Source organism: Streptomyces sp. NPDC059201, from assembly GCF_042754585.1.
In the GTDB taxonomy this organism is placed as follows: domain Bacteria; phylum Actinomycetota; class Actinomycetes; order Streptomycetales; family Streptomycetaceae; genus Streptomyces.
Map to the genome: position 1 here is coordinate 149,448 of NZ_JBHZBB010000007.1, position 22,334 is coordinate 171,781.

The window sequence follows — 22,334 nt, forward strand, 5'->3', positions numbered from 1 at the left end:
GCCGCCAGCAGCGCAGTCCGCCGCGGCTCCGGCGCCCGCAGAATCGTCGGCGCGCTCAGCCGTACATCCGGCACCCCATCCAGGCCGCGTGCCACAACGTGCCAGTAGGGCCGGTCAACAGCGGGCACCAGGGGGTTCACCCAGACCTCTCCAACTGAAGCCTGGGGCCAGGTTTTCGCAGGTCAGAGGGTATGCGTGGGTGTAAGTGCCGGGTGATTCCCAAGCTTATAGCGCGGGTTCGATTCCCGTCATCCGCTCTTCTGCTAAGGCCCAGGTCAGTGACCTGGGCCTTCGTTGTTTTCTAGGACGGTTCGGTGTGGAAGACGATCGTGTTGGCCAGGGTTTCGCAGTAGTGGGCTGCTTGCTCGCGGGTGGGGGCGGTGGCGAAGACGTAGCCTCGGTCTGAGGTGAGGAGGGAGTCCATGGCGGAGATCTCGTCGCCTGGGTGCTTGCTCAGGACGGCGCCGGCGGGGGCGTTCTTGAAGTCCTTGAGGTAGGGGATCATGTGGGGGGCTCGTTCGCCTGGGGGGACTTGGCGGATGGGGACGGGGAGAGTGTCGGTGCCGGTGATCGCTGTGATGCGGCCGGGGGGGCCGTCCAGGAAGCGGATCGCCGCGCCTTGCTTCGGCTCGGGCGGCGCCTCGGGCAGGTGGTCGATGCCCAGCGGGATCGTCATGAAGAGGCGGGCCGGGTCCCAGCCGGTGGCGCGGTGGACCATCTCGGGGATGCCGGCGCCCGACAGGCGGTTGTGGGTCTCCAGGAGGCGGGGGCCGGCCGGGGTGAGGACGAACTCGCTGTGCGAGGGGCCGTCGGTGAGGCCGACGGCGTCCAGCACGCCGGCGGTGAGCTCGTGGAGCTCCGCCAGGTACGGCCGCGCCGCGTCGCTGGGGACGCTGCACTCCCACTCGACGAAGTGCTCGTTCACCCGGTACTCGCTGACGCCCAGCACCACGTGGCGGCCCTCGTGGGAGAACGCCTCGACGCTGACGACCGGGCCCTGGAGGTACTCCTCGGCCAGCACGCCGCCGTAGCCGAAGTCCTCGATCTCCCGGAACGCGCGGGCCGCGTGCTCCGCGTCGTCGACCATGTGGATGTGCAGGCTGCCCGCGCCCTGGCCGGGCTTCAGCACGACCCGGTCGCCGACCTCCTCCAGGAACGCGACGGCCTCGGCCGCGGTGTGGACCCGGCGGTGGCGCACCGGGCTCAGCCCGTGCCGGTCCAGCGCCTGCCGGGTGAGGGCCTTGTCCTGGATGATCCGGGACACCTCCGGCGGGGTGCCGGGCAGGCCGAGCTTCTCGTTGACCTCGCCGACCGGCACCGCCGACAGCTCCGTGGTGGTGAGGATCCGGTCGAACGGCTCCGCCTCGTGCAGCGGCCGCAGCAGCTCCAGGAGCGCGCCCGTGTCCGTGATGTCGCAGGTCAGGATGCGTACGACGTGCGGTTCCGCCTCGGCCCGGTCGAACTGGCCCTCGGTGTGGACCAGCGTGACGTCGATGCCGAGTTCCCTGGCTCCGTGGACGGGGGCGGGACGGCCTCCGACGACGGCGATACGGGGCCGTGTGTTCATCGCGGTGCTCTTTCCGTGGTGGGGGTTGCGGTGGTGGCGGAGGGGGTGTTGCGCAGGGGGGTGTTGCGCAGGGGGGTGCTCGGGTGGACCTCGCGCTCTACGCGCGGGAGGATCTCGGGGACGTAGATCTCCTGGATGGCCGCTCCCTCGCCGTGCGCCTCCCAGTGGGCGCGGCTCGCCCAGCGTTCGACGAGGACGAAGCGGAGCGGGTCCGCGTCCGAGCGGTACGCCTCCCAGGCGACGCAGCCGTCCTCGGCGAGGCAGAGCGGGCGCATCCGGCGGAGCGCGTCGGCCACGGGCCCTGCGTCGGCCGGGTCGGGTACGCGGACGATGACGATCAGGTCGAACATCAGGCCGCCTCCTCCTCCGCCGCCGCGATGCGGGCGATCTCCGGGAGCCAGTGGGTGACCGGGGGCAGGGCGATGTCGTGCGCGAGGGCCCGGGTCGCGTCCATGCCGAAGTCGGACGGGCAGGAGTACGGGGAGAGCGCCGGGTCGCCGGCCGGGTCCTCCTTCTCCACGACCGTGGTCGCCTTTCCGGTCGCCGACTCGACGGCGGCGCACACGGCGTAGACGTCCGCCGGGTCGGGGGAGGCGACGTTGAAAACGCCGGGGAGGTCGGTGGTCGCGGCGCGGGCGAGGAACGCGGCGACGTCCGGGGCGTGCACCAGGGACGTACGGCCCGGGCGGGCGTGGGCCGTGACCGGCTCCCCCGCGCGGGCGCGGTCGAGGTGGAAGCGCAGCCGCCCGGTGAAGTCGTCGGTGGCGGCCAGGACATGGGCGACCCGGGCGACCGTGACGGGCACCCGCGCGTTCCGCACCAGGGCCGCCTCGGCCTGCCGCTTGCCCTCGCCGTAGTTGCGGCCCACGAAGTCCAGGTCGTGCCACGGGAGTTCGGTGTCGTACGCGTACTCCTCCGGCCGGAGCTCGTCCTCGCGGGCGAAGGCGCTCATGGGCGGCGCCGGGATCCGGTGGCGGAAGGTGTCGGCGTTGTACACCTCCATGCTGCTGGTGAGCACGAAGCGGCCCGCGCGCTCGCCGAAGGCCGTACAGGCGTCCAGCGCGGCGGACGGGGTGTAGCACGCCTGGTGGACCACGGCGTCGAACCGCTCGCCGGCCACGGCGGCGGCCAGCTCGCCCGGCCGGCCGACGTCGGCGGTCAGCCGCCGTACGGCCGGGCCGAACGGGTCGGCCGTACGGCCTCGGGTGACCAGCGTGACCCGGTGGCCCTCGTCCAGCAGCCGCCGCACCAGGAGCTTCCCGAAGAAGCGGGTGCCTCCGATGACGCAGATCTCAGCCATCGCTCTGTCCTTCTCTCTCGTCCTTCTCGTCCGTCCGGAGGGGTTACGCCGAGACCGACTCGGCCGGCGAGGACTCGGCGTTCTTGCCTTCCTTGGGGTCCTCGTCGCGGCTGGCGAAGCAGATCACCGCGCAGAGCGCGGCCACCGCCGCGGCGACGTACCAGTTCGCGCCCGGCAGGTCCGCCGAGACCGAGACGTCGAACATGACGCCCGCGAGCAGCGCGCCGGCCATGTTCCCGGCGCTGCGGAAGAAGTGCATGGCGCCCATGGCGCGGGCGAGTTGCTGCTCGGGCACCTTGCGGGCGGCCCACATGTCGAAGGACGGGACGAAGAGGATCTCGCCGAAGACGACGACGAAGCAGCCGGCGACGATGGCCCACAGGGCGGCGGGGCCGGAGCCGAAGAGGGTGAAGGCGACGGCCATGGCGGTTAGGCCGATGCCCATGACCACGCCCGGGCGCAGGTGCTTGATCGCCAGCTTGAAGACCGGGTACTGGAGGACGAGCAGGCTGAGGCCGGTGATCCAGAACGGGGCGGAGGGCGCCCACTGGGGCACGTACTTGCCCATGTGCAGCGGGATGCCGACGACGAAGCACAGCGAGAGGAACCAGAACACCGCCGACAGCAGGAAGTAGCGGGTGGCGCCGCCGACCTCGACGGACTTGAGCCCGGCCAGGCTGAACAGCGGCGCGCGCTCGGCACCGGCCTCCTTGCGCGGGGCGGCGGTGCCGTCGGCCTGGAAGCCGTCGCGGGGGATGAAGAGGGAGGCCGACAGGCAGAAGCCGAGGAAGAGCACGAAGACCGCGGTGAACACGACGCGCAGGTCCATGCCGAGGAGCAGACCGCCGGCGAGCGCGCCGCCGAACAGGCCGACCTGCGCCGACATCTGGAAGGTGGAGAAGGCCTTGGCGCGCTCGTCCTCCGGGTAGGACACGAGGATGTTCTTCAGGCCGGGGAAGGCCGTGCCGGAGCCGAAGCCGATGAACAGCGCCAGCAGGCTGTAGACGGCGACGCCGCTGGTGAAGCCCATCAGGCCCAGCGAGACCGCCTCCAGGCCGGTGCCGACGAACACCGCGCCGCGGATGCCGAGCCGGTCCGAGAAGCCCTCGTAGGAGAAGGTCGCGGCCAGGCGTCCGACGTACGTCATACACATGACCACGCCGGCCCAGAAGCCGCTGTCGCTGTCGCCGAGCGAGGCCACCAGGATGGGGAACCAGATGAAGTTCCCGATGTGGGCGAGGAAGATCCCCGCGTTGAGCCCGAAGAGGGCGCTTCTGCGCTCGCTGGTCACAGGCTTACCTTTCCTTTCGAAGAGGTCGAGCGGAGCTCGGAGATGGCGCGGGCGACGGCCGCCCGGTCGATGGGCACGCCGTGCACGACGGTGGCCAGGGGCAGCGCCGACAGCGGGCCGCCGGGGGTGTGGAGGTTGAACGTGGCGGCGGCGCCGGTCCGCAGCGGCGGGCGCGGAGCGCGTACGCCGCTCAGCTCGTCGAAGTGGCGGCGGCCGGTGAGGGTCGCCTGCCGGCGCAGCTCCTCAGTGAGGCCGGCGCCATTCCCGGTGAGCCCCTCGCCGTTCCCGGCGAGACCGGCGTCGTCCCCCGCCAGCAGGGCGAGTTCGCTCAGGAACGAGTAGCCGTGGTACGCGCCGAGGTTGCCGGAGTCGGTGCCGATGAGGAGCTCGCCGCGCCGCAGCGCCGCCAGGGCGTTGCGCCGCATGTCGGCGAGGGCGGCGGTACGGGTCTCCTGGCAGCCGTACTCGATGCCGAAGGGCTGCTCGACGGTGTGGACGAACTCCAGGTTGTGGGGGTCCTGGGTGTCGAGGAAGCCCTCCCGGCCGTACTCGGCGAGGAACTCCTCCCGCGTCATGATCATCGACCGGAGTCCGGCGAGCGTGGAGACGAACCGGGCGCCTTCCAGGCCCTTCCAGTCGGCGTCGCCGAGGGTGCGGTCGCGCACGGTGTGGGCGAAGAGCCGGAAGCCGCACTCGTACGCGAAGCGCGTCTCCTCCAGGGTGTTGCAGTCGACGACCGCGGTCACCCCGCGCTCGGCGGCGATCCGGGCGGTGAACCGCAGCACCCGCTCGGAGAACCGGGAGAAGCGGACCGGGCTGCCCGGCTGCTCGGTGCCGTCGGTGAACATGACCTTCAGGAAGGTGCCGCCGCGCTCGGCGTTGGACCGGAGCGCGTGCTCCAGGTCGGCCTCCACGGCCAGCATGTGGACCGGCGCGGGGAACTCCACGCCGTGTCCGTTGCGCCCGGCCGCGTCGGTCATCGCCGTCACCGCGTACCCGCAGTGGACGACCTCGGGGTACGGCCACGGGGACGCCTCCGCGCCGGCCCGCCAGGCGTCGTCCACCAGCGGGAAGCCGAACATGTCCACGACGTGCGTGACCCCGTGGTAGAGGTACTGGAGGGCGACGATCCGCGGGTCGTCCACCGAGTCGTCCCAGTTGGCGGGGAGCGAGACATGGGCGTGGGTCTCGGTGTAGCCGGGCCACAGCTCGGGCTCCGAGCCGGTGCGGCGGCCGGCCGGGGTGAAGGCGGTGAAGACGCCGTCCTCGGCCGTCACGTCGTACAGCGCCTCGTCGTCGAGGAGGGGGATCGCGACCCCCTGGACGGTGAGGGTCCCCGCCTCCTGCCGGATCGGAGCCGGGCTCACCGGGCGACCTCGACGTCCATGCGCAGCTCGATCCGGCCCAGGGCCTCCTCGCAGCGCTCGTTGACCTGCTCGCGGCCCTCGCCGGTGAAGATCAGGTGGCCGATCCAGTCGAAGTTGCTCTTGGCGAGCCGGTCGACGGCGGTGCCGGGCTTCTTGTACGCCTGGGCGCTGTGGAAGCCGGGCAGGCCGGCCAGGCCGTCGAAGCCGATGGACTCGACGGTGCCGGCGACGGGGGCGCCGAACCAGTGGCCGCCGGCCGTGGTGCCGCCGGGGAAGGGGAGCTCGGGGCGCTCGCCGAGGGCCTGCCGGATGACCTCCAGGTAGGCGTCCACGCCGGAGGAGATCTTCATCAGGGTCGGGACGATGCCGCCGATCAGCCGCCCGTTGACCTCGCAGAGCACCGGGCCGTCCGCGCCGAGGAGGAACTCGGTGTGGATGAAGCCGAAGTCCACGCCCAGCTCGTTCAGGACCTTGGTCGTCATGGCGAACAGCTCGTCCTGGAGCGGGTGGCCCTCGAAGTAGGTGGCGCCCATCTCGATGAAGTGCGGAAAGCCGCTCAGCGGGCGGTCGGTGAGGCCGAGGTTGACGACCTCGCCGCCGGCCAGCACGCAGGACTCCACGGAGATCAGCTCGCCCTCGACGAACTCCTCGATGAGGATGTCGGGGATGCGGACGACGCCGCGCCCGTAGTCGGTGACCCGCTCCAGCTCGGCGAGGTAGTCGCGCAGGTCCCGCTCGTCCTTGAGGTGGAGGACGTGGAGGCTGGCGGTGCCGTCGGACGGCTTGACCACGCACGGGAAGCCGACCTCGCGGACGGCCGCCTCGACGTTCGCCGGGTCGTCGACGTGCGCGAAGCGCGGCTGGCGGACGCCGGTGCCGTCGAGGGTGAGGCGGGTGCGGTGCTTGTGGCGGGCGTTGAGGGCGCCGTCGACGCTCATGCCGGGAAGGCCGAGGGAGCGGGCGACGGTCGCCGTGTGCACCGTGTGGTACTCGCTGTAGGTGGTGACGCCGTGCACCGGGTTGGCCGCGTGGATCTCCTTGGCGAGCCGCTCCAGCTCGTCGATGGAGAACGCCTGGGCGCTCTTCACGACCTGGCAGCGGGGGTGGGCGAAGGCGTCCTTCGCGAGCGGCGAGGCGGCCAGGTAGAAGTCGGGGTCGGCGGAGACGAGCGTGACGTCGTGGCCCAGCTCCAGGGCGTTGGCGATGCCCTGGATGCCGTTCGGGTTGCACTCGATCATCAGGACGTGCATGGCGGAACTCCTTGCGGACGTGGGGTGGTGGGCGGCGGGGCGGGGCTAGACGGAGACTGCGGGTGCGGCTGCGGCTGCGGCCGCTGCGAGGACGGCGTCGACGTCGAGGCCGAGCCGGGCCAGGACCTCGTGGTGGTCGCCGCCCTCGTAGGGCCAGGCGTGGCCCGCGTTGACGCCGGTGACCTCGCTGCCGGGCAGCAGCAGGGCCAGGGCCTCGGCGGCGCCGCCCTCGGCGCGGTGCTCCTCTACGACCACGAACCGGCGGTGCCGGCCCGCCAGTTCGGCGGCGGAGCGGGCGAGTCGCGCGTGGTCGAGGTGGACCAGGTGGGCGTGGGCGAGCTCGGGACGCCGCTCGCGCGCCTCCAGCGCGAGGCGGGTGCCCTCCTCCCCGACGGAGACGAGGCAGGGCGTGTCGGCGTCGCCCCGGGCGTCCCACACGACGGGCGGGATGCCGCCGCCCGCCTCGCCTCCCTGGAGGGAGGTGTAGGCGGCGTTGCGGCCCGTCCGGATGTAGGTGGGCGTGCCGGTGAGGGCCGCCTCGCGGACCACCGCGCGGGTCTCGGCCTCGCCGTACGGGGCGGCGATAGCGACACCCGGGATGGAGCGCAGGACCGCGAGGTCCTCCAGGCAGTGGTGGGTGGTGCCGAACCAGGCGCCGGACACCCCGGCGTACGGCGCGACGACGGTGACGCCCGCCTTCAGGTAGCCCAGCGTCAGCTTGAGGCTCTCGGCGGCGCGCAGCGCGGCGAAGGGCGCGAAGGTGGAGACGAAGGGGCGGTAGCCGGCGGCGGCGAGCCCGGTCGCCATGTCGATCATGGCGCCCTCGGCGATGCCGAGGTTGAAGAAGCGGTCCGGGTGGTCCAGTTGGAAGGGGTGCTTCTTGCCGCCGAGGTCCGCTTCGAGGCAGACGATACGGGGGTCGAGCGCGGCGAGCTCGGTGAGTTCGGCGCGGTACGCGTCCCGTCCGCTGAGCACGGGGGCGGCGGCCGGGGGCGCGAGCGTCGGGGTCATCGGATGGCTCGCTTCCACTGCGCGGCGCGGGCCGCGTCGATCGTCACGTAGTGCGAGGCCGCCTTGCCCTCGACGGCGCGGACGCCCTTGCCCTTGACGGTGTCGGCGAGCACGGCGAGCGGCCGGTCGGCGCCGGTCCGGTCGGCGGCGAACACCTCGGTCAGGGCGGCGAGGTCGTGCCCGTCGACGGTGACCGTGTCGAAGCCGAAGGCGTCGAAGCGCTCGGTCAGCCGGGGCAGCGGGGAGATGTCCGCGACGAGCCCGTCGTTCTGGCCGCCGTTGCGGTCCACGACGAGGACGAAGTTGCCGAGCCGCTGGGCGGCGGCGACCTGGACGGTCTCCCAGACCAGGCCCTCCTGGAGCTCGCCGTCGCCGGCGACCGCGATCCCGAGACCGCCCTGGCCGCCGAGCCTGCGGGCCAGGGCCCAGCCGGCCGCGTACGGCACGCCGTGGCCGAGGCTGCCGGTGGGGAAGCGGACGCCGGGGACCTTCGGTCCGGGGTGCCCGGTGTACGGGTGCCCCGCGAGGCCGTAGAGCGGCGCCGGGTTCTCCGGCAGGATCCCGCTGACGTGCAGCGCGGCGTACAGTCCGGCGGCGGCGTGCCCCTTGCTGAGCACCACTTCGGTGCCGTCGCCGCGCCCGGCGCGGTGCAGGGCGGCGATCAGGATGTCCAGGACGGACAGGCTGCCGCCGAGGTGGCAGCCGCGCGGGCCCGCGGCCATGTCGACGACGAGCCGCCGTGCCTCCCTGGCCCGCTCGGCGAGCAGGGCGACCGTGACGTCGTCGGCGTACGCGCCACCGGAGACCGAAGCTGCGTCGGCGTACGCGCCACCGGAGACCGAAGCTGCGTCGGCGTACGCGCCACCGGGGGCCGAGGCGTCGTCGGCGTACACGCCACCGGGGGCCGAGGCGGCGTCGGCGGACGCGCCCGCGACGACCGGGGCCCCCTCGGCGTACGCGCTACCAAGCGCAGGCGCCTCGTGCACGGCGGTCATCGGGCGCTCCCCTCGCCGAGGGCGAACCAGCGGTTCACGGCGTCCGCGAGGACCGAGCGGGCGGTCCGGTAGGCCATGCTGCCGATGCGCTCCTCGTCGGTGTGGTCGAGGGCCGCGTCGCCGGGGCCGTACGCCACCATGGGGACGTCCTTCCAGGTCGTGGCCAGGGTGTTCATGTCGGAGGTGCCCTTCTTGACCACGAACCGGGGCCGGATGCCGGCCTGCGCGAAGGCGCGGGTGAACGCCTTGACGAGGGCGCCGGACCGGCCGCCCGCGTGGCCGGGGGTGGCCCGCAGGATCTCGACCTCCACACCGTCCCGGCCGGCGGCGGCGCCGAGCGCGGCGGCGCGCAGGAGCTCCAGGTCGGCCGAGGGCGGGATCCGGAAGTTGAGGATGCCGACGGCCCGGTGCCGGGCGCGGCCGGTCTCGCACCGGATGTCGATGACGGCGCTGAGCGCGTCGGACGCCTCCTTGAGGACCGCCGTACGCAGCGTGTCGAGGACGTCCGTCAGCAGGTCGGGCGCGGAGACGGCGTCCATGCCGGCCGAGTGGCCGCTGGCCACCGACGCGGTGACGCGCAGCTTGAACAGGCCGAAGTAGCCGAGCGTCAGGGTCTCCGCGCCGCTGGGCTCGCCGATGACGACGGCGTCGGCGGGGTAGTGGTCGCGGGCGTGGAAGGCGCCCTTGGAGGAGGACACCTCCTCCTCGACCGCGCCGACGACGCGCAGCTGGCCGTCCTCGGGGATGTCCGCGTGGGCGAGCACCTCCAGGAAGTTGGCGAGGCTGCCCTTGGCGTCCACACTGCCCCGGCCCCACAGCTCCTCGCCGCGCCATTCGGCGGGCCAGCGGTGCGGCACGGTGTCGAGGTGGCCGAGGAGCAGCATCCTGCGGGGGCCGTGGCCGCGGGTCGCCACGAGGTTGCCGGCGGCGTCGATCTCCGCGTCGATGCCCCGCTCGCGGCACCAGTCGGCCAGGTAGACGGCGAGTTCGGCCTCGTCGCCGGAGACCGAGGGCACGGAGACGACCTTGGTGAGCAGCCCGAGGTCGGCGCCGGGCTCGCGGGTGCGCCAGAAGCGGGTCCACTTCTCCGGTTCGGCCATGGTGTGCGGGCCGGTGATGGCGACGTCGGCGCTGCCGGCGAGGGCCATCTCGGCGGCCCGTACCTTCTGCCGCATCCGGCCGCCCGCGTACCGCGCGCCGTCGCCCGGGTAGGCGTTGGGCAGGGTGGAGGCGGGGTCCTCGGGGTCGGTGAGGAGTCCGGCGCTGCCGGTGACGAGCCGCAGGTGGTCGGCGTCGAGCGCGTTGCTGAGCGCGGCGGCGAGCACGTCGGCGTCGACGTTCAGCGGGGCGCCGCCGGCCTCGTCGTGCACCGGCGGGGAGACGCAGACGACGTCGTACGCGTCGAGCAGCGCGGTCAGCCGGGCGGTGTCGACGTCCGAGGGGACGCCGGCCCGGTGGTCGCGGACGACGACCGCGCGGCCGTCGTCGTTGACCGCCTTCAGCGGCCGGTTGGCGCGGCCGGAGACGAGCCGGTTGCGCGCCGCGACCGAGGTGAAGACCCGCAGGCCGTGGGCGGCCAGGCCCTCCTCGACGGCGGGCAGGGTGACCTGCTCGTACGCGTCGACCAGGTGCCGCATCTCCTCCGGCGGGCAGTAGCGGACGGCGTCCCCGTTGGCGAGGCGGAGCCGGGGCATCGGGCGGCCGGCGGACCGGTAGTGCCGCTCGATGCCGGTCGCTCCGCCGGCCACCAGGAGCACCCGGGCGCCGCGGGCCACCAGGAGCGCGAGCTCCTGGTACACGGTGCCGAGGTCGAGGGTGGCGCTGCCCGCCTTGATCACGTACAGCGGCCTGGTCACGGCGACACCGCCGTGGTGGGCAGGCCCGCGGTCTCGTCGAAGCCGCAGATCAGGTTCATGGCCTGGATGGCCTGCCCGGCGGCGCCCTTGACGAGGTTGTCGAGCGCGGCGACGGCGACGCACTGCCCGTCGCGGACGGCGATGGCGACCTCGGCGACGTTGGAGCCGACGACGGCCTTCAGCATCGGGAAGTCCTGCGGCGCCTTCGGCGCGGTCCTGACCCGCACGAACGGCTTGCCGACGTACGCCTTGGCGTAGGCCCGCTTGACGTCGAGCGGCGAGACTCCGGGCAGCAGGTCGGTGTAGGCGGTGACCATGATGCCGCGCGCCACGTCGAGGCTGTGGGTGGAGAACCGCAGGTCCATGGCGGCGCCGGTGAACTCGGCGATGGCCTGGCTGATCTCCGGCGCGTGCCGGTGGCCGTACAGCTTGTGCACCCGGAAGTTGCCGCTGCGCTCGGCCGGCGGCTCGCCGCTGGCGCGTCCGCCGCCGGTGGAGCCGGTCTTGGCGTCGACGACGACCCGGTGGTCGATCAGGGAGGCGGCGAAGAGCGGATAGAGCGCGTAGATGGTGGTGACGGCCATGCAGCCGGGCAGGCTGATGAACCGGCTCTCCGGGACGGAGGTGCTCAACTCCGGTACGTAGTAGGCGAAGTCCTCGAACGGCGGGTTCTTCGCCGTCTTCGGGTAGTACGACTCCACCTCGGCCTGGTCGCGCAGCCGGAAGTCGCCGCCGAGGTTGAGGACCCGCTTGGCGCGGTCGGCGATGAGCGGCAGCCGCTCGGGCAGCGCTCCGGTGGGGAGGCAGCCGAACGCGATGTCCACCTCCTCCAGTTCGGCCAGCGGCCGGAACTTGAGGCCGGCCGCGGCCGGGTGGTTGCGCAGCCAGGGGTGGACGGAGCCGACGGTGGCGCCCGCGTTGCGCTCGGCGGAGAGGAAGGCGAGTTCGACGCCGGGGTGCTCCAGGAGCAGCCGGATGACCTCGCCGCCGGTGTAGCCGCTGGCGCCGATGACGGCGACGCGTACCTTGTGGTCGTTGTCAGCCAAGGCGGGCCGCCTTCTCGTACGGACGGCGGTAGTCGCCGGCCTCGACGAGCTTGCGGACGGCGTCGGGGCGCCGGGCCACCTTGCGGAAGGCGTCGGCGTACCGCAGGGCGCGCTCGTACTCGACGGGGGAGCGCAGCTCGCGGCAGAGCACCAGGGTGCTGTCGAGCATGCCGAGGGTCACCGGGAAGTCCTCCGGGCGGTGGTCGCGCACGGCGCCCGGGTTGAGCGTGAACGGGTAGCCGTTGCCGAAGCCGTCGCGGTGCCGGAACGGCAGGTGGCAGGGGATGGGGGTGTTCTGCCACTCGCGGGCGGGCACGCCCTCGGCGACGAGCAGCTCGTGGACGGCCTCCTTGACGGCGTGCACGGGCAGGTCGTCGAGGCCGACGGCCTCGGGGTGCAGCGTGACCCGGTACATGTTGTACGCGTGGGTGTGGCCGTCCGGGACGTGCGGCGGGGTGAACAGGCCGGTGCCGTCGAGGGCTTCGCCGAGGAGGGCGGCGTTGCGGGCGCGGATCTCGTCGTAGTACGGGAGCCGCTTGAGCTGGCTGCTGCCGAACGCGGCGGCGACCCACGACATGCCGTAGTCGATGCCGTGCCGCTCCAGGTAGGCGGCGGCGCGGTCGTACGCCTCCTCGGTGGCGAAGAAGGCGATGCCGCCCTCGCCGCCGAGCGGGAAGTTCTTGTCGGCCATCAGGCTCTGGCCCGCGGCGTCGCCGAAGGAGCCGGCGACCTGGTCGCCGATCTTCGCCGAGTGGGCGTGCGAGGCGTCCTCGACGAGGGCGATGCCGTGCCGGTCCGCGAGCGCCCGCAGGGCGGGCACGTCGGCCGGGAGGCCGTGGACGTGGACCGGCATGAGGGCGCGGGTGCGGTCGGTGATCGCCGCGGCGGCTGCCTCCGGGTCCATGCAGTACGTGACCGGGTCGATGTCCACGAAGACGGGGACGGCGTGCGCGGCGACGACCGCCTGGGCGGTGGCGATGAAGGTGAACGCCGGGACGATGACCTCGTCGCCGGGGCGCACGCCGGCGCCGACGAGCGCCATGTGCAGGCTGGAGGTGCCGCTCGCGGTCGGCAGCGCGTACCGGGCGCCGACGTAGTCGCGGTACGCCTCGGCGAAGTCGGCGACGACCTTCCGCGGGTCCTGACGCTGGGCCAGCATCAGGTTGAACACGTCTTCCTTGGTGATGACCGGGAAGAGGGTGCGGCGCAGGGCCTTGGGGATGAGGGCGTCGCCGCCCAGCGCGGCGAGCTCGGTGTCGAGCTCGGCCTCGGACGGGAGGGGCAGCGGCGCTGCCGGGAAGTCAGTGATCACGAGTGTGCTCCGAGAGGGGCGGCCGGCCGGACCGCGTGGGTGAGGGCCATCCGGGCGCAGGCGGCCACGAGCGGGCTGAGCCGGTAGTTGAACTGGACGCCGGGCACGAGGTCCGCGTCGGCCTCCTCCTGGGTCCACATGGTCCGCAGGTCGTAGGCGCCGAAGATCTTCAGGCGCTCGGCGCGCGCCCAGACGTCGGCGGAGTCGGTGAGGACGGCGGCGGCCGGGCCGAAGCCGAGGCCGGTGAGGTCCACCACCAGGACGGGGGCGGTGGCCTCGGCGGCGAGCTCGGGCAGCCGGTCGGCGTTCTCCGGGGTGAGCTCCAGGTAGTCGTACGCGGCGGGGCCGCCCGGCTCGGTGGGTGCGGTGGGCTCGGTGGGCTCGGCCGGCTCGGTGGTGAGGCCGAGCCAGGCGAGGAACGCGAGGGACTCGCGGTCGGTGTGGGGCACGGTCACGGTGTCGCCGTGGCCGAGGCCCTGGCCGGCGAGGGCGCCGTGCAGGGCACCGGTCCGGCTGTTGAAGAGGGCCGCCCTGGCGCGGCCGGTGCGCTTGGTGAGGAGCCGCTCCAGGCCGGGCAGCTCCCGGTCGCTCTTCTCGATGCTCATGACGACGCCCGAGGTGAGGACGCGGGTGAGCACGGTCGCGGTGTCGAACAGTTCCATGGTCTTCTCCGGTGTCTCCGTCTCGCGTGACGGGGCGCCGCGGGCATGACGGGGCGTCACACGCGCGGCGGTGCGGCGGTGTGTCACATACGCGGCGGTACGGGGCTTACGCGGCGGTCGGCGTGACGGCGGTGTGCCCGAGCAGCTCCGTGACGTACGTGGCGAGGTGACCGGCCACGTCGACGCCGTGCTGGGCGGAGGAGCGGGCGAACTCGGGGTTGGCGTTGACTTCGAGCACCAGCAGTTCGCCGGTGGCGCGGTCCTCGACGAGGTCGACCCCGTAGAACCCGTCGCCGAGGGCGTCGACGACCTGGGCGCAGAGCTTCTCGATCTCCGGGGTGATCTCGGTGCGGCGGACCTCCGCGCCGAGGTGGGTGTTGGTACGGAAATCGGGCGAGACCCGCTGGATCGCGACGATCGGGGTGCGGCCGACGACGACCACGCGCAGATCGTGGCCCGGCTTGTCGATGTACTGCTGCACGACGACCGGGAAGAGCTTGCCGGCCGCGTCCGTGGACTCACGGCCGCCGACCCAGGCGTCGACGCACTCGGGGTTGACCATCCGCGTCACGCCCCGGCCCCACGAGCCGCTGACGGGCTTGACGACCGTAGGCAGCCCCATCCGCGCGACGGTCTCGCGGACCTGGTCGTAGCTGAAGGCGTGCAGGGTGAACGGGTGCGGGATGCCGTGCCGGGCGAAGGTGAGGGCCTGGAGGCCCTTGTCGTTGCAGGTCTCGATGGTGGCGGCGCGGTTGAGCGTGGCGACGCCGCGGTGTTCGAGCCGGCGGGAGACGCTGATGGCGTCCTGGTGGGAGAGGTTCCTGATGAGGGCGAGGCCGGGCGGGCGCGTACCGCCCGCCACCACCCCCGCGAGGTCTTCCCGGAGCAGCGGAGCCGCCTTCAGTCCCTTGGCCCGCAGTGCCTGGAGAAGGAGCTTCTCGTCCGGCCTCAGCATGGTCGCCGAGACGAGGACCTCTGCGTCCTGGCTCACTCGCCCCAGTCCTCCTCGACCTCCGGCGCGAGGTCCAGGCGGACGAGGTCACCGGTCTTCTCCAGGACCTCGTGCTCCTGCCCGCAGGCGGTGCATTCGGTGATCTCGCCCTTTTCCCAGTCGGCCTGCACCTCGAATTCTGTGTCACATACGAGGCACTTGGGCGCCGCAATAGCGGTGGTCATAATGGAATCTCCTTGTGAAAATCGGCATGGCGGTTCCGCCGGTGAATTGCCGATCGGTGAGAGCGCGCCCGCCGGGATCCCGGCGGGGCGGCGTGCGGCAGGACCGGTGCCGCGGAGGGCCGGGGGCGGTCAGCCCCAGCCCTGGTCCTCCTGGACGTCGGCGCCGGTGAGCACCTTGACCTTGACCTGGTCGCCGGCCGCGGCGGAAAGGTCCGCGCCCCCCTCGGCGACGGAGATCCCGGCCATCGCGACCGCGGTGAGGGCGACGACGGCGAGAGCCCTCACGGCGTTCGGAATAACATTGGTCTTCACTTCTGATCCCCCCGGTGTTCCGAATCCCCAGCGGCTTGCTGGTTTCGATAGGAAGAGCATGCCCCGGGGTGGAGGTTGCGTGAAGGGATCACAGGCATCAGGATCAGGCATTGCAGAAACATGAAGGGGGGAGAAGCAATGTGCTCCATACCCGATAACTCGGACAAACCTGGCCAGGGGGAGGCGTCGACCGCGCCGCTCCGCACCGGTGTCTGCCCGGAGGGTCTGGCGTTCTACGAAGCGGCGCTCGCGGCCGGCTCGGCCCAGGGGGAGGCGCCCGCGTGTCTGACGGCGCTGGGGCTGATGATGCCCGCGTCGGACGCCGCCGACACGCTCGTACCGGTCCCTCCCGAGGTCGCGACGGCGGCCCTGGCCCACCCGGTGGAGCGGGCCATCACGGAGCAGCAGCAGGCGCTGAACTCCATGCGGACCGTGATGGCGCAGGTGGAGAGCGTCTACCGCAGCACCCGCCGGGACACCTCCGTCGCCATCCAGCGGCTGAACGGCCCCACCGTCATCAGCGCCGCGCTGGAGGAGGCCGCGCAGTCGTGCCGCCGGGAGGTGCTGACCGCCCAGCCCGGCGGCGGGCGCCCCGCGGAGATCCTGGAGGAGGCGCTGCCGCGCGCCCTGGAGGCCCGCGACCGCGGGGTGGACCAGCGCACGCTGTACCAGCACACGGTGCGGGCCCACGGCCCGACGCTCGACTACATCAAGCGCGTCACCAAGGCGGGGGTCGAGGTGCGCACGATCGACGAGGTCTTCGAGCGGCTGATCATCTACGACCGCTCGCTGGCCTTCATCCCCGACAGCCACGGCGCCCGCCACACGTCCGCCGTCATGATCCGCGACGCCGCGGTCGTGCGCTACCTGGCGTCCGTTTTAGACCACGCGTGGGAGCGCGCCGAGCCCGTCACGTACCGCTCGGACTACCAGCGCCCGGAACTCCTCACCGAGGCCACGCGCCTCAACATCCTGCGCCTGATGGTCGACGGCTACACGGACGCGGCCATCGCCAGCCGCCTCGGCATGAGCTCCCGCACGGTAGCCGCACACATCAAAAAAGCGTCGGACCTCCTGGGCAGCAACAGCCGAGCCCAACTCGCCTACCTCACCGCCCGAGCGGGCCTCCTGGACCCGGACGCGGCCCGGACGAGGACGGCGGAGGGGGCGTGACGGACGCGGACGGGGCGTGACGGCACCCACCCGCCCGGTGCCCCGGTCGAGCCGGACCGACCGGGGCACCGGTCGGTCCGGCTGGGCTGTCCTCGTCGGAGACGAGGGGATCGCATGATCGCGTGACAGGTTCTTCAAAGGTTCTTCATGGTCTCCGGCCTACCGTCGCCCTGCCTGCCGCGCCCGCGGCCAGGTGCGACAGGAGGAGCGGGAGAACCGATGAGGACGAACCGGGTACTACTGGCCGCTACGGCGTCGGTCCTGGCCTTCGCGCTGACCGGCTGCGGCGGTGACGACGGCGGGGCGAAGGTTCCCTCGGCCGGCGGTGCCGAGACGTCCGCCTCGGCGGGGGCGACCGGGGGCGGCAGCGGCGGTGGCGGTGGCGGTGGCGGTGAGGACGAACTGGCCCTGTACGTGAAGGGCCAGCGCGAGTGGGTGACGTGCATGCGCGACAACGGCATCGACGTTCCCGACCCGGACGAGACCGGACAGGTCGACCTCTCCGGCCAGGGGCTCGCCCTCAAGAAGAACCCGAAGTTCATCGACGCGTCGAAGAAGTGCTCCGCCAAGAAGCCCGCCGTCCCCGAGAGCGTCGAGGCGGCCAACCGGCCCAAGCTCACCCCCGAGCAGATCAAGACCAAGCGCGAATACGCCGCGTGCATGCAGAAGAACGGCGCCGAGGACTTCCCCGACCCGGGCCCCGACGGCTACGGCGACGAAGTCAACTCCGGTGCGCCGGAGTGGAACCAGAGCTCGGCCGGTGCGCAGCGGGCGGCGCGCACCTGCGCCCCCATCATCGGCGCTCCGACCGACCCGCCGGCGGGCAAGGGCTGACGATGACCGACACGGTGACGCACATCGATGACGAGCCCCGAAGGGCGTCCAGACCGCCGCGCGGCAGACGGGGCCGGCGTACGGCACTGATCGCCTCCGCCGTGGTCGTGGTGGCGGCGGTCGCCGTGGTCGGCGCGCTCGGACTCGGCGGCGGGGACGACGGAGATCCGAGCGCCCCGCCCCGGTCCGGCTCCGTCGTCCCGGTGACCCGGGCGACACTGACCGAACGCACCACGGTGGAAGGTCAGTTGGGGTACGGCGCGGAGCTTCCGCTGCCTGTCAAAGCACAGGGGACAGTCACCTGGCTGCCCGAGACGGGCACCACGGTCGAGCGCGGGGACGAACTGCTCCGGGTCGACGACCGGCCGGTGATCCTGATGTACGGAAGCCTGCCGATGTACCGGTCCCTGGGACTGACGGCCCAGGAGAACGAGCAGGGCTCCGACGACCGGAACTCGGACGAGCAGCAGCAGAGCGACGGAGCAGGGGCCGGGCCCGGCAAGTCCCCGAACCCCTCTGCATCAACGGCACCGAAGGACGTCGGAACAGGAGGGGGCGCCGGACCCGGCGGGGGCGCGGGCTCCTCACAGGCACCGCGCGAGCTCAAGGGCATGGACGTCATGCAGTTCGAGACGAATCTCGCCGCCCTGGGCTACACCGGCTTCACCGTGGACGAGAAGTTCACGAACCTCACGGCCGACGCCGTCAAGCGCTGGCAGAAGTCGCTCGGTGTGGCCGCGACCGGCACAGTCGGCGTAGGGGACGTCATCTACTCCGCGAGCAGGGTACGGATCGGCCAGCCCGGCACTCGGCTGGGCTCCGCCGTCGGGGAGAGCACCCTCACGTACACCGGAACGGTCCGCAAGGTGACCGTCAACGCCTCCGCCTCGGATACCGCTTGGGCCGTCCGCGGTGCGCGCGTCACGGTGGGGCTGCCCAACGGCACCCCTGTGCGGGGTGAGGTGACGGCGATCGGCAGGCAGGCGACCGCGCCCGAGGGAGGCGGAGGCGAGGGCGGCGGGTCGGACCGGACCGCCACGATCCCGGTGACCGTCGCCATCGAGGACCAGAAGGCCGTCGGGCAGTTGGAGAGCGGACCCGTCACGGTCGAGTACGTGGGCAAGGAGGTCAAGGACGTACTGACCGTCCCCGTCTCCGCGCTCGTCGCCCTCGCCGAAGGCGGACACGGTCTGGAGACCGAGGACGGCCGATTCGTCGCCGTGAGGACCGGGCTGTTCGCCGACGGCGACGTCGAGGTCAGCGGCACCGCGGTCCGCGAGGGCATGAAGGTGAGGATTCCCGAGTGAGCGGCGGTGCCACGACGGTCGTGGAGTTCGACGCGGTCTCCAAGACCTATCCGGGCGGCGTGGCCGCCGTACGGGACGTGAGTCTTCGCATCGAGCGGAGTGAACTGGTCGCGATCGTCGGCCCGTCGGGCTCGGGCAAGTCGACCATGCTCAACCTCATGGGCAGCCTCGACCGCCCGTCCGCGGGCCGTGTCCTCGTCGACGGCCACGACATCGCGCGCCTGTCGGACCGGGAGGTCTCCGCGCTGCGGGCCACCCGGATCGGCTTCGTCTTCCAGCAGTTCCACCTGGCCGTCGGCGTCCCCGTACTGGACTCGGTCGCGGACGGGCTGCTCTACGCGGGCGTCCCCATGCGCCGGCGCCGGGCCAAAGCGTCGGCCGCCCTGGAACGGGTCGGACTCAGCCACCGCGTCCACCACCTCCCGCATCAGCTCTCCGGCGGCGAGCGCCAGCGCGTCGCCGTGGCCCGCGCCGTGGTCGGCGGGCCGTCGGTGCTGCTGGCGGACGAGCCGACCGGCAACCTCGACTCGACGTCGGGCGCGGCGGTGCTGACCCTCCTGCGCGAGCTGAACGCCGCGGGCACGACCGTCGTCGTCATCACCCACGACCGCGAGATCGCCGCCGGGCTGCCACGCCGCATCGAGATGCGCGACGGCCGTCTGGTCGCCGACATCACACAGAGCACGCCGATCGGAGCGCGCCGGTGACGGACCACTCCCCCGACTCCTCCCCGCAGGACGGCCCGAAGGCGGATCCCTCCACCGCCCGGATCCATGCGCTGACGCCCGAACCCCCGGCCGTCGGGGTTCGGGAACCGTCACGGTCGCGGACTGGGCTGCGTACCGCCCGGCTCGGCCCCGCGGACATCGTCCGGCTCGGCGGCACCGGTCTGCGGACCCGCCCGCTGCGGGTCTTCCTGTCCGCCCTCGGCATCGCCATCGGCGTCGCCGCCATGATCGCGGTGGTCGGCATCTCGGGCTCCGGACAGGCGGAGGTGGACCGCCGGCTGGACGCGCTCGGCACCAATCTGCTGCGGGTCGCCCCGGGAGAGACGCTCGACGGCGCCGAGGCCAAGCTCCCCGTGGAGTCCGTGGCGATGATCGGGCGGGTCCCGCCCGTGGAGCAGGTCGCCGCCACCGGGGCGACGGGGGCGCACCTCTATCGCAACGACCGCATCGCCGTCGGCCGTACCGGCTCCCTCGACGTCCTGGCGGCCGGCTCCGACCTGCTCCCGGCCGTCGGCGGCCGCGTGCGCAAGGGCCGCTGGCTGGACGCCTCGACGGAGAAGTACCCGGCCGTCGTTCTCGGCGCGACCGCCGCCCAGCGGCTCGACGTCTACACCCCCGGCACCCGGGTCTGGCTCGGTGGCCGCTGGTTCTCGCTGGTGGGCGTCCTCGATCGGGTGCAGCTCGCGCCGGAGCTCGACAGCGCCGCGCTGGTCGGCTGGCCTGCGGCCAGGACGTACCTCCGCTTCGACGGGCATCCGTCGACCGTCTACGTCCGGGCGGAGGACAGCCAGGTCACGTCGGTACGGGCGGTGCTCCCGGCCACGGCCAACCCGGCGAAGCCCGGCGAGGTACAGATCTCCCGGCCCTCCGACGCGCTCGCCGCCCGGGAGGCGACCCGGTCGGCGCTCACCGGCCTGCTGCTCGGCCTCGGCGGCGTCGCGCTCCTGGTCGGCGGGGTCGGCGTCGGCAACACCATGGTCATCTCGGTCCTGGAACGCCGGCCGGAGATCGGCCTGCGCCGGGCCCTGGGAGCCACGAAGGGCCAGATCCGCTCCCAGTTCGTGACGGAATCCCTGCTGCTGTCACTGATCGGCGGCCTCGGCGGAACCGTGCTCGGGACACTGATCACCGCCGGGTACGCCTTCAGCCGGGACTGGCCGACAGTCGTCCCGGCCTGGGCAAGCGCGGCCGGCATCGGCTCGACCCTCCTCATCGGCATGATCGCCGGCCTCTACCCGGCGGTCCGCGCCAGCAGACTGTCCCCGACCGAGGCCCTGACCGGCACATGAACCGGCCGCGGTTTTCGGCGATCGTCCGATGAAAGTCCGGGATAAATCCTTCCCCTGTCGACGGGCAATTTCCCGCGCCCGGGAGACCGAAAGTGAGTTGAGGGAAAAGCAGCCACTTCAGAGGCGCAATTTCTGTTTCCGTATTTCGTCCGGGAAACCCGATCGAAGGAGTCCCGTTGAGTGCACGCCTCGCGAAGTCCGGGGTGGGAGGTACGTGATGAGCTTTCGGTTTCGGGTGCTCGGTCTGCTGATGCTGATCGCCTTGACCGCCACGGCCGCCACGGCCTGGCTGACCTTGAAAGAGGCCAACCGGCAAGTGCGGGAGACCGTCGCCGCCGGTCAGCAGGAGCTCTCTCTGGTCACCGGCGAGCTCCGCGCCTACGGCTTCGCGCATGGCACCTGGGACGAGGTCGGGCCGACCGTCATGGCGCTGTCGGAGGAGACCGGGCAGCGTGTCCGGGTCTCCACCGAGACCGGCGTCCTGCTCGCCGACTCCGACACCCTCGCGGGCCGTGAGCCGCGCCCCCAGGGCAGCCAGCCCCCGGTTCTGGTCGACCCGCGGCCGGTACTGCGCTTCGACGAGCGCCTGGTGCCGAGCGCCGCCGCGAAGCTGACCGTGGTGGCGATCGCCGACTACCGCGCGGCAGCGGCCGATGCGGCCTGTCTGACCCGGGCCGGGGAGAAGGTGACGGTCCGCACCGACACCCTGGGCATCCCCGTGGTCGTCGCCGACACCCGGCCCGCCCCGTGCACGAAGCCTGAACCCACCCGGGATCCGCAGCGAGCCCGGGATCTGGCCTCGGCCAAGGCGTGCGAGCCCCTCCGGTCGCTCGCCCCCTGCCTCCAGCAGGTCTTCAACGAGCGCACCGCCTCCGTCGCCCCGCCCCGCCTCGAAGTGCGCCTCGGGTACCAGGACGAGTCACCGCCCACGATCGCGGCCGCCCCCACCGTCGCCGTCGCCGTCGGGGTCGCGCTCGCCGCGATCCTCGGGGCGCTGCTGCTGAGCCGGGCCGTGCTGCGACCCGTGCGGGCCATGACGCTCGCCGCCGAGGGGCTCGGCGAGGGGGATCTGGAGCGGCGCGTTCCGGTCTCGGGGCGGGACGAGATCGCCCAGCTGGGCAGGGCGTTCAACCGCATGGCCGACTCCATCCAGGCCGGTGAGGATCGCCAGCGCCGCCTCACCGGTGACATCGCGCACGAGCTGCGTACCCCGCTCGCCAATCTCCGCGGCTATCTGGAGGCCCTGAGGGACGGGATCGTCGAGCCGACGCCCGAACTCCTCGACTCGCTCCACGAGGAGACGCTGCTCCAGCAGCGGATCGTGGACGACCTCCAGGACCTCGCGCTCGCCGAGGCCGGCGCCCTCACCTACCACCGCTCCGAGGTCGACCTGCGGGACCTCCTCGAAGCCGCCCGCACCGCGCACCGCGCCCAGGCCGGGACGGCGGGCGTGACGCTGGAGGTGGAGGCCCCGCACCCGGTGTACGTGACCGCCGACGCGGACCGGCTCCGCCAGGTCATCGGCAACCTCGTCGGCAACGCGCTGCGGGCCACCCCGGCCGGCGGGCGCGTGACGCTGGCCCTCGCCCCGCACGGCGAGCCGGCCGTCGTCGAAGTGCGGGACACCGGCAAGGGGATTCCGGCCGACCACCTGCCGCATCTCTTCGACCGCTTCTGGAGGGCGGACGCGTCACGGGGGCGGGCGACCGGCGGCAGTGGCCTCGGCCTGTCGATCGCCCGGCAGATCGTGACCGACCACCAGGGCACCATCGACGTGGCGAGCACGGTCGGGGTGGGCACGACGTTCACCATCGTCCTGGGCGCGCGCCCAGCCCCGGTCCTCTGAACGGCGGCGGCC

21 protein-coding genes are annotated in these 22,334 nt (G+C 72.7%); 6 read left to right on the top strand and 15 right to left on the bottom strand.

What is annotated here, in order from left to right; all coding sequences use genetic code 11:
- Positions 1–301: 301 nt before the first annotated feature.
- The 15 genes from ACFXMG_RS22985 to ACFXMG_RS23055 all read right to left on the bottom strand — a co-directional run bounded on the left by ACFXMG_RS22985 (position 302) and on the right by ACFXMG_RS23055 (position 15,118).
- Positions 302–1,567 (bottom strand): ATP-grasp domain-containing protein, encoded by a 1,266-nt coding sequence (locus ACFXMG_RS22985; RefSeq protein WP_383815836.1) that lies wholly within the window; start codon positions 1,565–1,567, stop codon positions 302–304.
- A complete protein-coding gene (locus tag ACFXMG_RS22990) occupies positions 1,564–1,917 on the bottom strand; it encodes a putative quinol monooxygenase (protein WP_383815833.1) in 354 nt (117 codons plus the stop codon). Before ACFXMG_RS22990 ends, ACFXMG_RS22985 begins: the two co-directional genes overlap by 4 nt.
- Entirely contained in the window at positions 1,917–2,867 is a 951-nt protein-coding gene (locus tag ACFXMG_RS22995; RefSeq protein WP_383815830.1) for an NAD-dependent epimerase/dehydratase family protein, read from the bottom strand. The genes ACFXMG_RS22990 and ACFXMG_RS22995 overlap by 1 nt, the downstream gene beginning before the upstream one ends.
- A gap of 43 nt (positions 2,868–2,910) precedes the next feature.
- Positions 2,911–4,158, bottom strand: a complete 1,248-nt coding sequence (locus ACFXMG_RS23000; RefSeq protein ID WP_383815829.1) for an MFS transporter — start codon at positions 4,156–4,158, stop codon at positions 2,911–2,913.
- Positions 4,155–5,525, bottom strand: coding sequence for a hydrolase (locus ACFXMG_RS23005; protein ID WP_383815826.1), 1,371 nt, complete (start codon positions 5,523–5,525; stop codon positions 4,155–4,157). The genes ACFXMG_RS23000 and ACFXMG_RS23005 overlap by 4 nt, the downstream gene beginning before the upstream one ends.
- Entirely contained in the window at positions 5,522–6,775 is a 1,254-nt protein-coding gene (locus ACFXMG_RS23010) for an ATP-grasp domain-containing protein (RefSeq protein WP_383815823.1), read from the bottom strand. The genes ACFXMG_RS23005 and ACFXMG_RS23010 overlap by 4 nt, the downstream gene beginning before the upstream one ends.
- A gap of 45 nt (positions 6,776–6,820) precedes the next feature.
- Positions 6,821–7,786, bottom strand: a complete 966-nt coding sequence (locus ACFXMG_RS23015; RefSeq protein WP_383815821.1) for a transketolase — start codon at positions 7,784–7,786, stop codon at positions 6,821–6,823.
- Complete coding sequence (locus ACFXMG_RS23020; RefSeq protein ID WP_383815819.1) at positions 7,783–8,781, bottom strand: thiamine pyrophosphate-dependent enzyme; 999 nt, start codon at positions 8,779–8,781, stop codon at positions 7,783–7,785. Before ACFXMG_RS23020 ends, ACFXMG_RS23015 begins: the two co-directional genes overlap by 4 nt.
- Positions 8,778–10,637 (bottom strand): M20/M25/M40 family metallo-hydrolase, encoded by a 1,860-nt coding sequence (locus ACFXMG_RS23025; protein ID WP_383815816.1) that lies wholly within the window; start codon positions 10,635–10,637, stop codon positions 8,778–8,780. Before ACFXMG_RS23025 ends, ACFXMG_RS23020 begins: the two co-directional genes overlap by 4 nt.
- Positions 10,634–11,683, bottom strand: coding sequence for an N-acetyl-gamma-glutamyl-phosphate reductase (gene argC / locus ACFXMG_RS23030; RefSeq protein WP_383815814.1), 1,050 nt, complete (start codon positions 11,681–11,683; stop codon positions 10,634–10,636). The genes ACFXMG_RS23025 and argC overlap by 4 nt, the downstream gene beginning before the upstream one ends.
- Positions 11,676–12,995, bottom strand: coding sequence for an aminotransferase class I/II-fold pyridoxal phosphate-dependent enzyme (locus tag ACFXMG_RS23035; protein ID WP_383815812.1), 1,320 nt, complete (start codon positions 12,993–12,995; stop codon positions 11,676–11,678). The genes argC and ACFXMG_RS23035 overlap by 8 nt, the downstream gene beginning before the upstream one ends.
- On the bottom strand, positions 12,992–13,657 hold the full coding sequence (locus ACFXMG_RS23040) for a degT/DnrJ/EryC1/StrS aminotransferase (protein WP_383815810.1): 666 nt from the start codon (positions 13,655–13,657) through the stop codon (positions 12,992–12,994). The genes ACFXMG_RS23035 and ACFXMG_RS23040 overlap by 4 nt, the downstream gene beginning before the upstream one ends.
- A gap of 106 nt (positions 13,658–13,763) precedes the next feature.
- Positions 13,764–14,648, bottom strand: coding sequence for a RimK family alpha-L-glutamate ligase (locus ACFXMG_RS23045; protein WP_383815808.1), 885 nt, complete (start codon positions 14,646–14,648; stop codon positions 13,764–13,766).
- The gene (locus tag ACFXMG_RS23050; RefSeq protein ID WP_031012706.1) at positions 14,645–14,833 is read right to left on the bottom strand and encodes a lysine biosynthesis protein LysW; all 189 of its coding nucleotides are present in this window, start codon (positions 14,831–14,833) and stop codon (positions 14,645–14,647) included. Before ACFXMG_RS23050 ends, ACFXMG_RS23045 begins: the two co-directional genes overlap by 4 nt.
- 129 nt (positions 14,834–14,962) lie before the next feature.
- Positions 14,963–15,118 (bottom strand): hypothetical protein, encoded by a 156-nt coding sequence (locus ACFXMG_RS23055; RefSeq protein WP_383815805.1) that lies wholly within the window; start codon positions 15,116–15,118, stop codon positions 14,963–14,965.
- Positions 15,119–15,283: 165 nt separating this feature from the next.
- Here ACFXMG_RS23055 and ACFXMG_RS23060 point away from each other — a divergent pair, with 165 nt between their 5' ends.
- From ACFXMG_RS23060 to ACFXMG_RS23085, 6 genes are all read left to right on the top strand, one after another.
- Positions 15,284–16,318, top strand: coding sequence for a LuxR C-terminal-related transcriptional regulator (locus ACFXMG_RS23060; RefSeq protein ID WP_383815803.1), 1,035 nt, complete (start codon positions 15,284–15,286; stop codon positions 16,316–16,318).
- A 219-nt stretch (positions 16,319–16,537) separates the two neighbouring features.
- A complete protein-coding gene (locus ACFXMG_RS23065; protein WP_383815801.1) occupies positions 16,538–17,152 on the top strand; it encodes a hypothetical protein in 615 nt (204 codons plus the stop codon).
- A gap of 2 nt (positions 17,153–17,154) precedes the next feature.
- The gene (locus ACFXMG_RS23070) at positions 17,155–18,459 is read left to right on the top strand and encodes a peptidoglycan-binding protein (protein ID WP_383815798.1); all 1,305 of its coding nucleotides are present in this window, start codon (positions 17,155–17,157) and stop codon (positions 18,457–18,459) included.
- Positions 18,456–19,166, top strand: coding sequence for an ABC transporter ATP-binding protein (locus tag ACFXMG_RS23075; RefSeq protein ID WP_383815796.1), 711 nt, complete (start codon positions 18,456–18,458; stop codon positions 19,164–19,166). Before ACFXMG_RS23070 ends, ACFXMG_RS23075 begins: the two co-directional genes overlap by 4 nt.
- A gap of 71 nt (positions 19,167–19,237) precedes the next feature.
- Positions 19,238–20,476: an ABC transporter permease gene (locus ACFXMG_RS23080; protein WP_383816086.1), complete on the top strand. Its 1,239-nt coding sequence runs from the start codon at positions 19,238–19,240 to the stop codon at positions 20,474–20,476.
- A gap of 217 nt (positions 20,477–20,693) precedes the next feature.
- A complete protein-coding gene (locus ACFXMG_RS23085; protein WP_383815792.1) occupies positions 20,694–22,322 on the top strand; it encodes a sensor histidine kinase in 1,629 nt (542 codons plus the stop codon).
- Positions 22,323–22,334: the final 12 nt, after the last annotated feature.

What these genes read in the sequence shown, in the direction of transcription:
- ACFXMG_RS22985 (WP_383815836.1), bottom strand. Translation starts at nt 1,567, where the DNA reads ATGAACACACGGCCCCGTATCGCCGTCGTCGGAGGCCGTCCCGCCCCC.
- ACFXMG_RS22990 (WP_383815833.1), bottom strand. Translation starts at nt 1,917, where the DNA reads ATGTTCGACCTGATCGTCATCGTCCGCGTACCCGACCCGGCCGACGCA.
- ACFXMG_RS22995 (WP_383815830.1), bottom strand. Translation starts at nt 2,867, where the DNA reads ATGGCTGAGATCTGCGTCATCGGAGGCACCCGCTTCTTCGGGAAGCTC.
- ACFXMG_RS23010 (WP_383815823.1), bottom strand. Translation starts at nt 6,775, where the DNA reads ATGCACGTCCTGATGATCGAGTGCAACCCGAACGGCATCCAGGGCATC.
- ACFXMG_RS23015 (WP_383815821.1), bottom strand. Translation starts at nt 7,786, where the DNA reads ATGACCCCGACGCTCGCGCCCCCGGCCGCCGCCCCCGTGCTCAGCGGA.
- ACFXMG_RS23020 (WP_383815819.1), bottom strand. Translation starts at nt 8,781, where the DNA reads ATGACCGCCGTGCACGAGGCGCCTGCGCTTGGTAGCGCGTACGCCGAG.
- ACFXMG_RS23040 (WP_383815810.1), bottom strand. Translation starts at nt 13,657, where the DNA reads ATGGAACTGTTCGACACCGCGACCGTGCTCACCCGCGTCCTCACCTCG.
- ACFXMG_RS23050 (WP_031012706.1), bottom strand. Translation starts at nt 14,833, where the DNA reads ATGACCACCGCTATTGCGGCGCCCAAGTGCCTCGTATGTGACACAGAA.
- ACFXMG_RS23060 (WP_383815803.1), top strand. Translation starts at nt 15,284, where the DNA reads ATGTGCTCCATACCCGATAACTCGGACAAACCTGGCCAGGGGGAGGCG.
- ACFXMG_RS23065 (WP_383815801.1), top strand. Translation starts at nt 16,538, where the DNA reads ATGAGGACGAACCGGGTACTACTGGCCGCTACGGCGTCGGTCCTGGCC.
- ACFXMG_RS23070 (WP_383815798.1), top strand. Translation starts at nt 17,155, where the DNA reads ATGACCGACACGGTGACGCACATCGATGACGAGCCCCGAAGGGCGTCC.
- ACFXMG_RS23085 (WP_383815792.1), top strand. Translation starts at nt 20,694, where the DNA reads ATGAGCTTTCGGTTTCGGGTGCTCGGTCTGCTGATGCTGATCGCCTTG.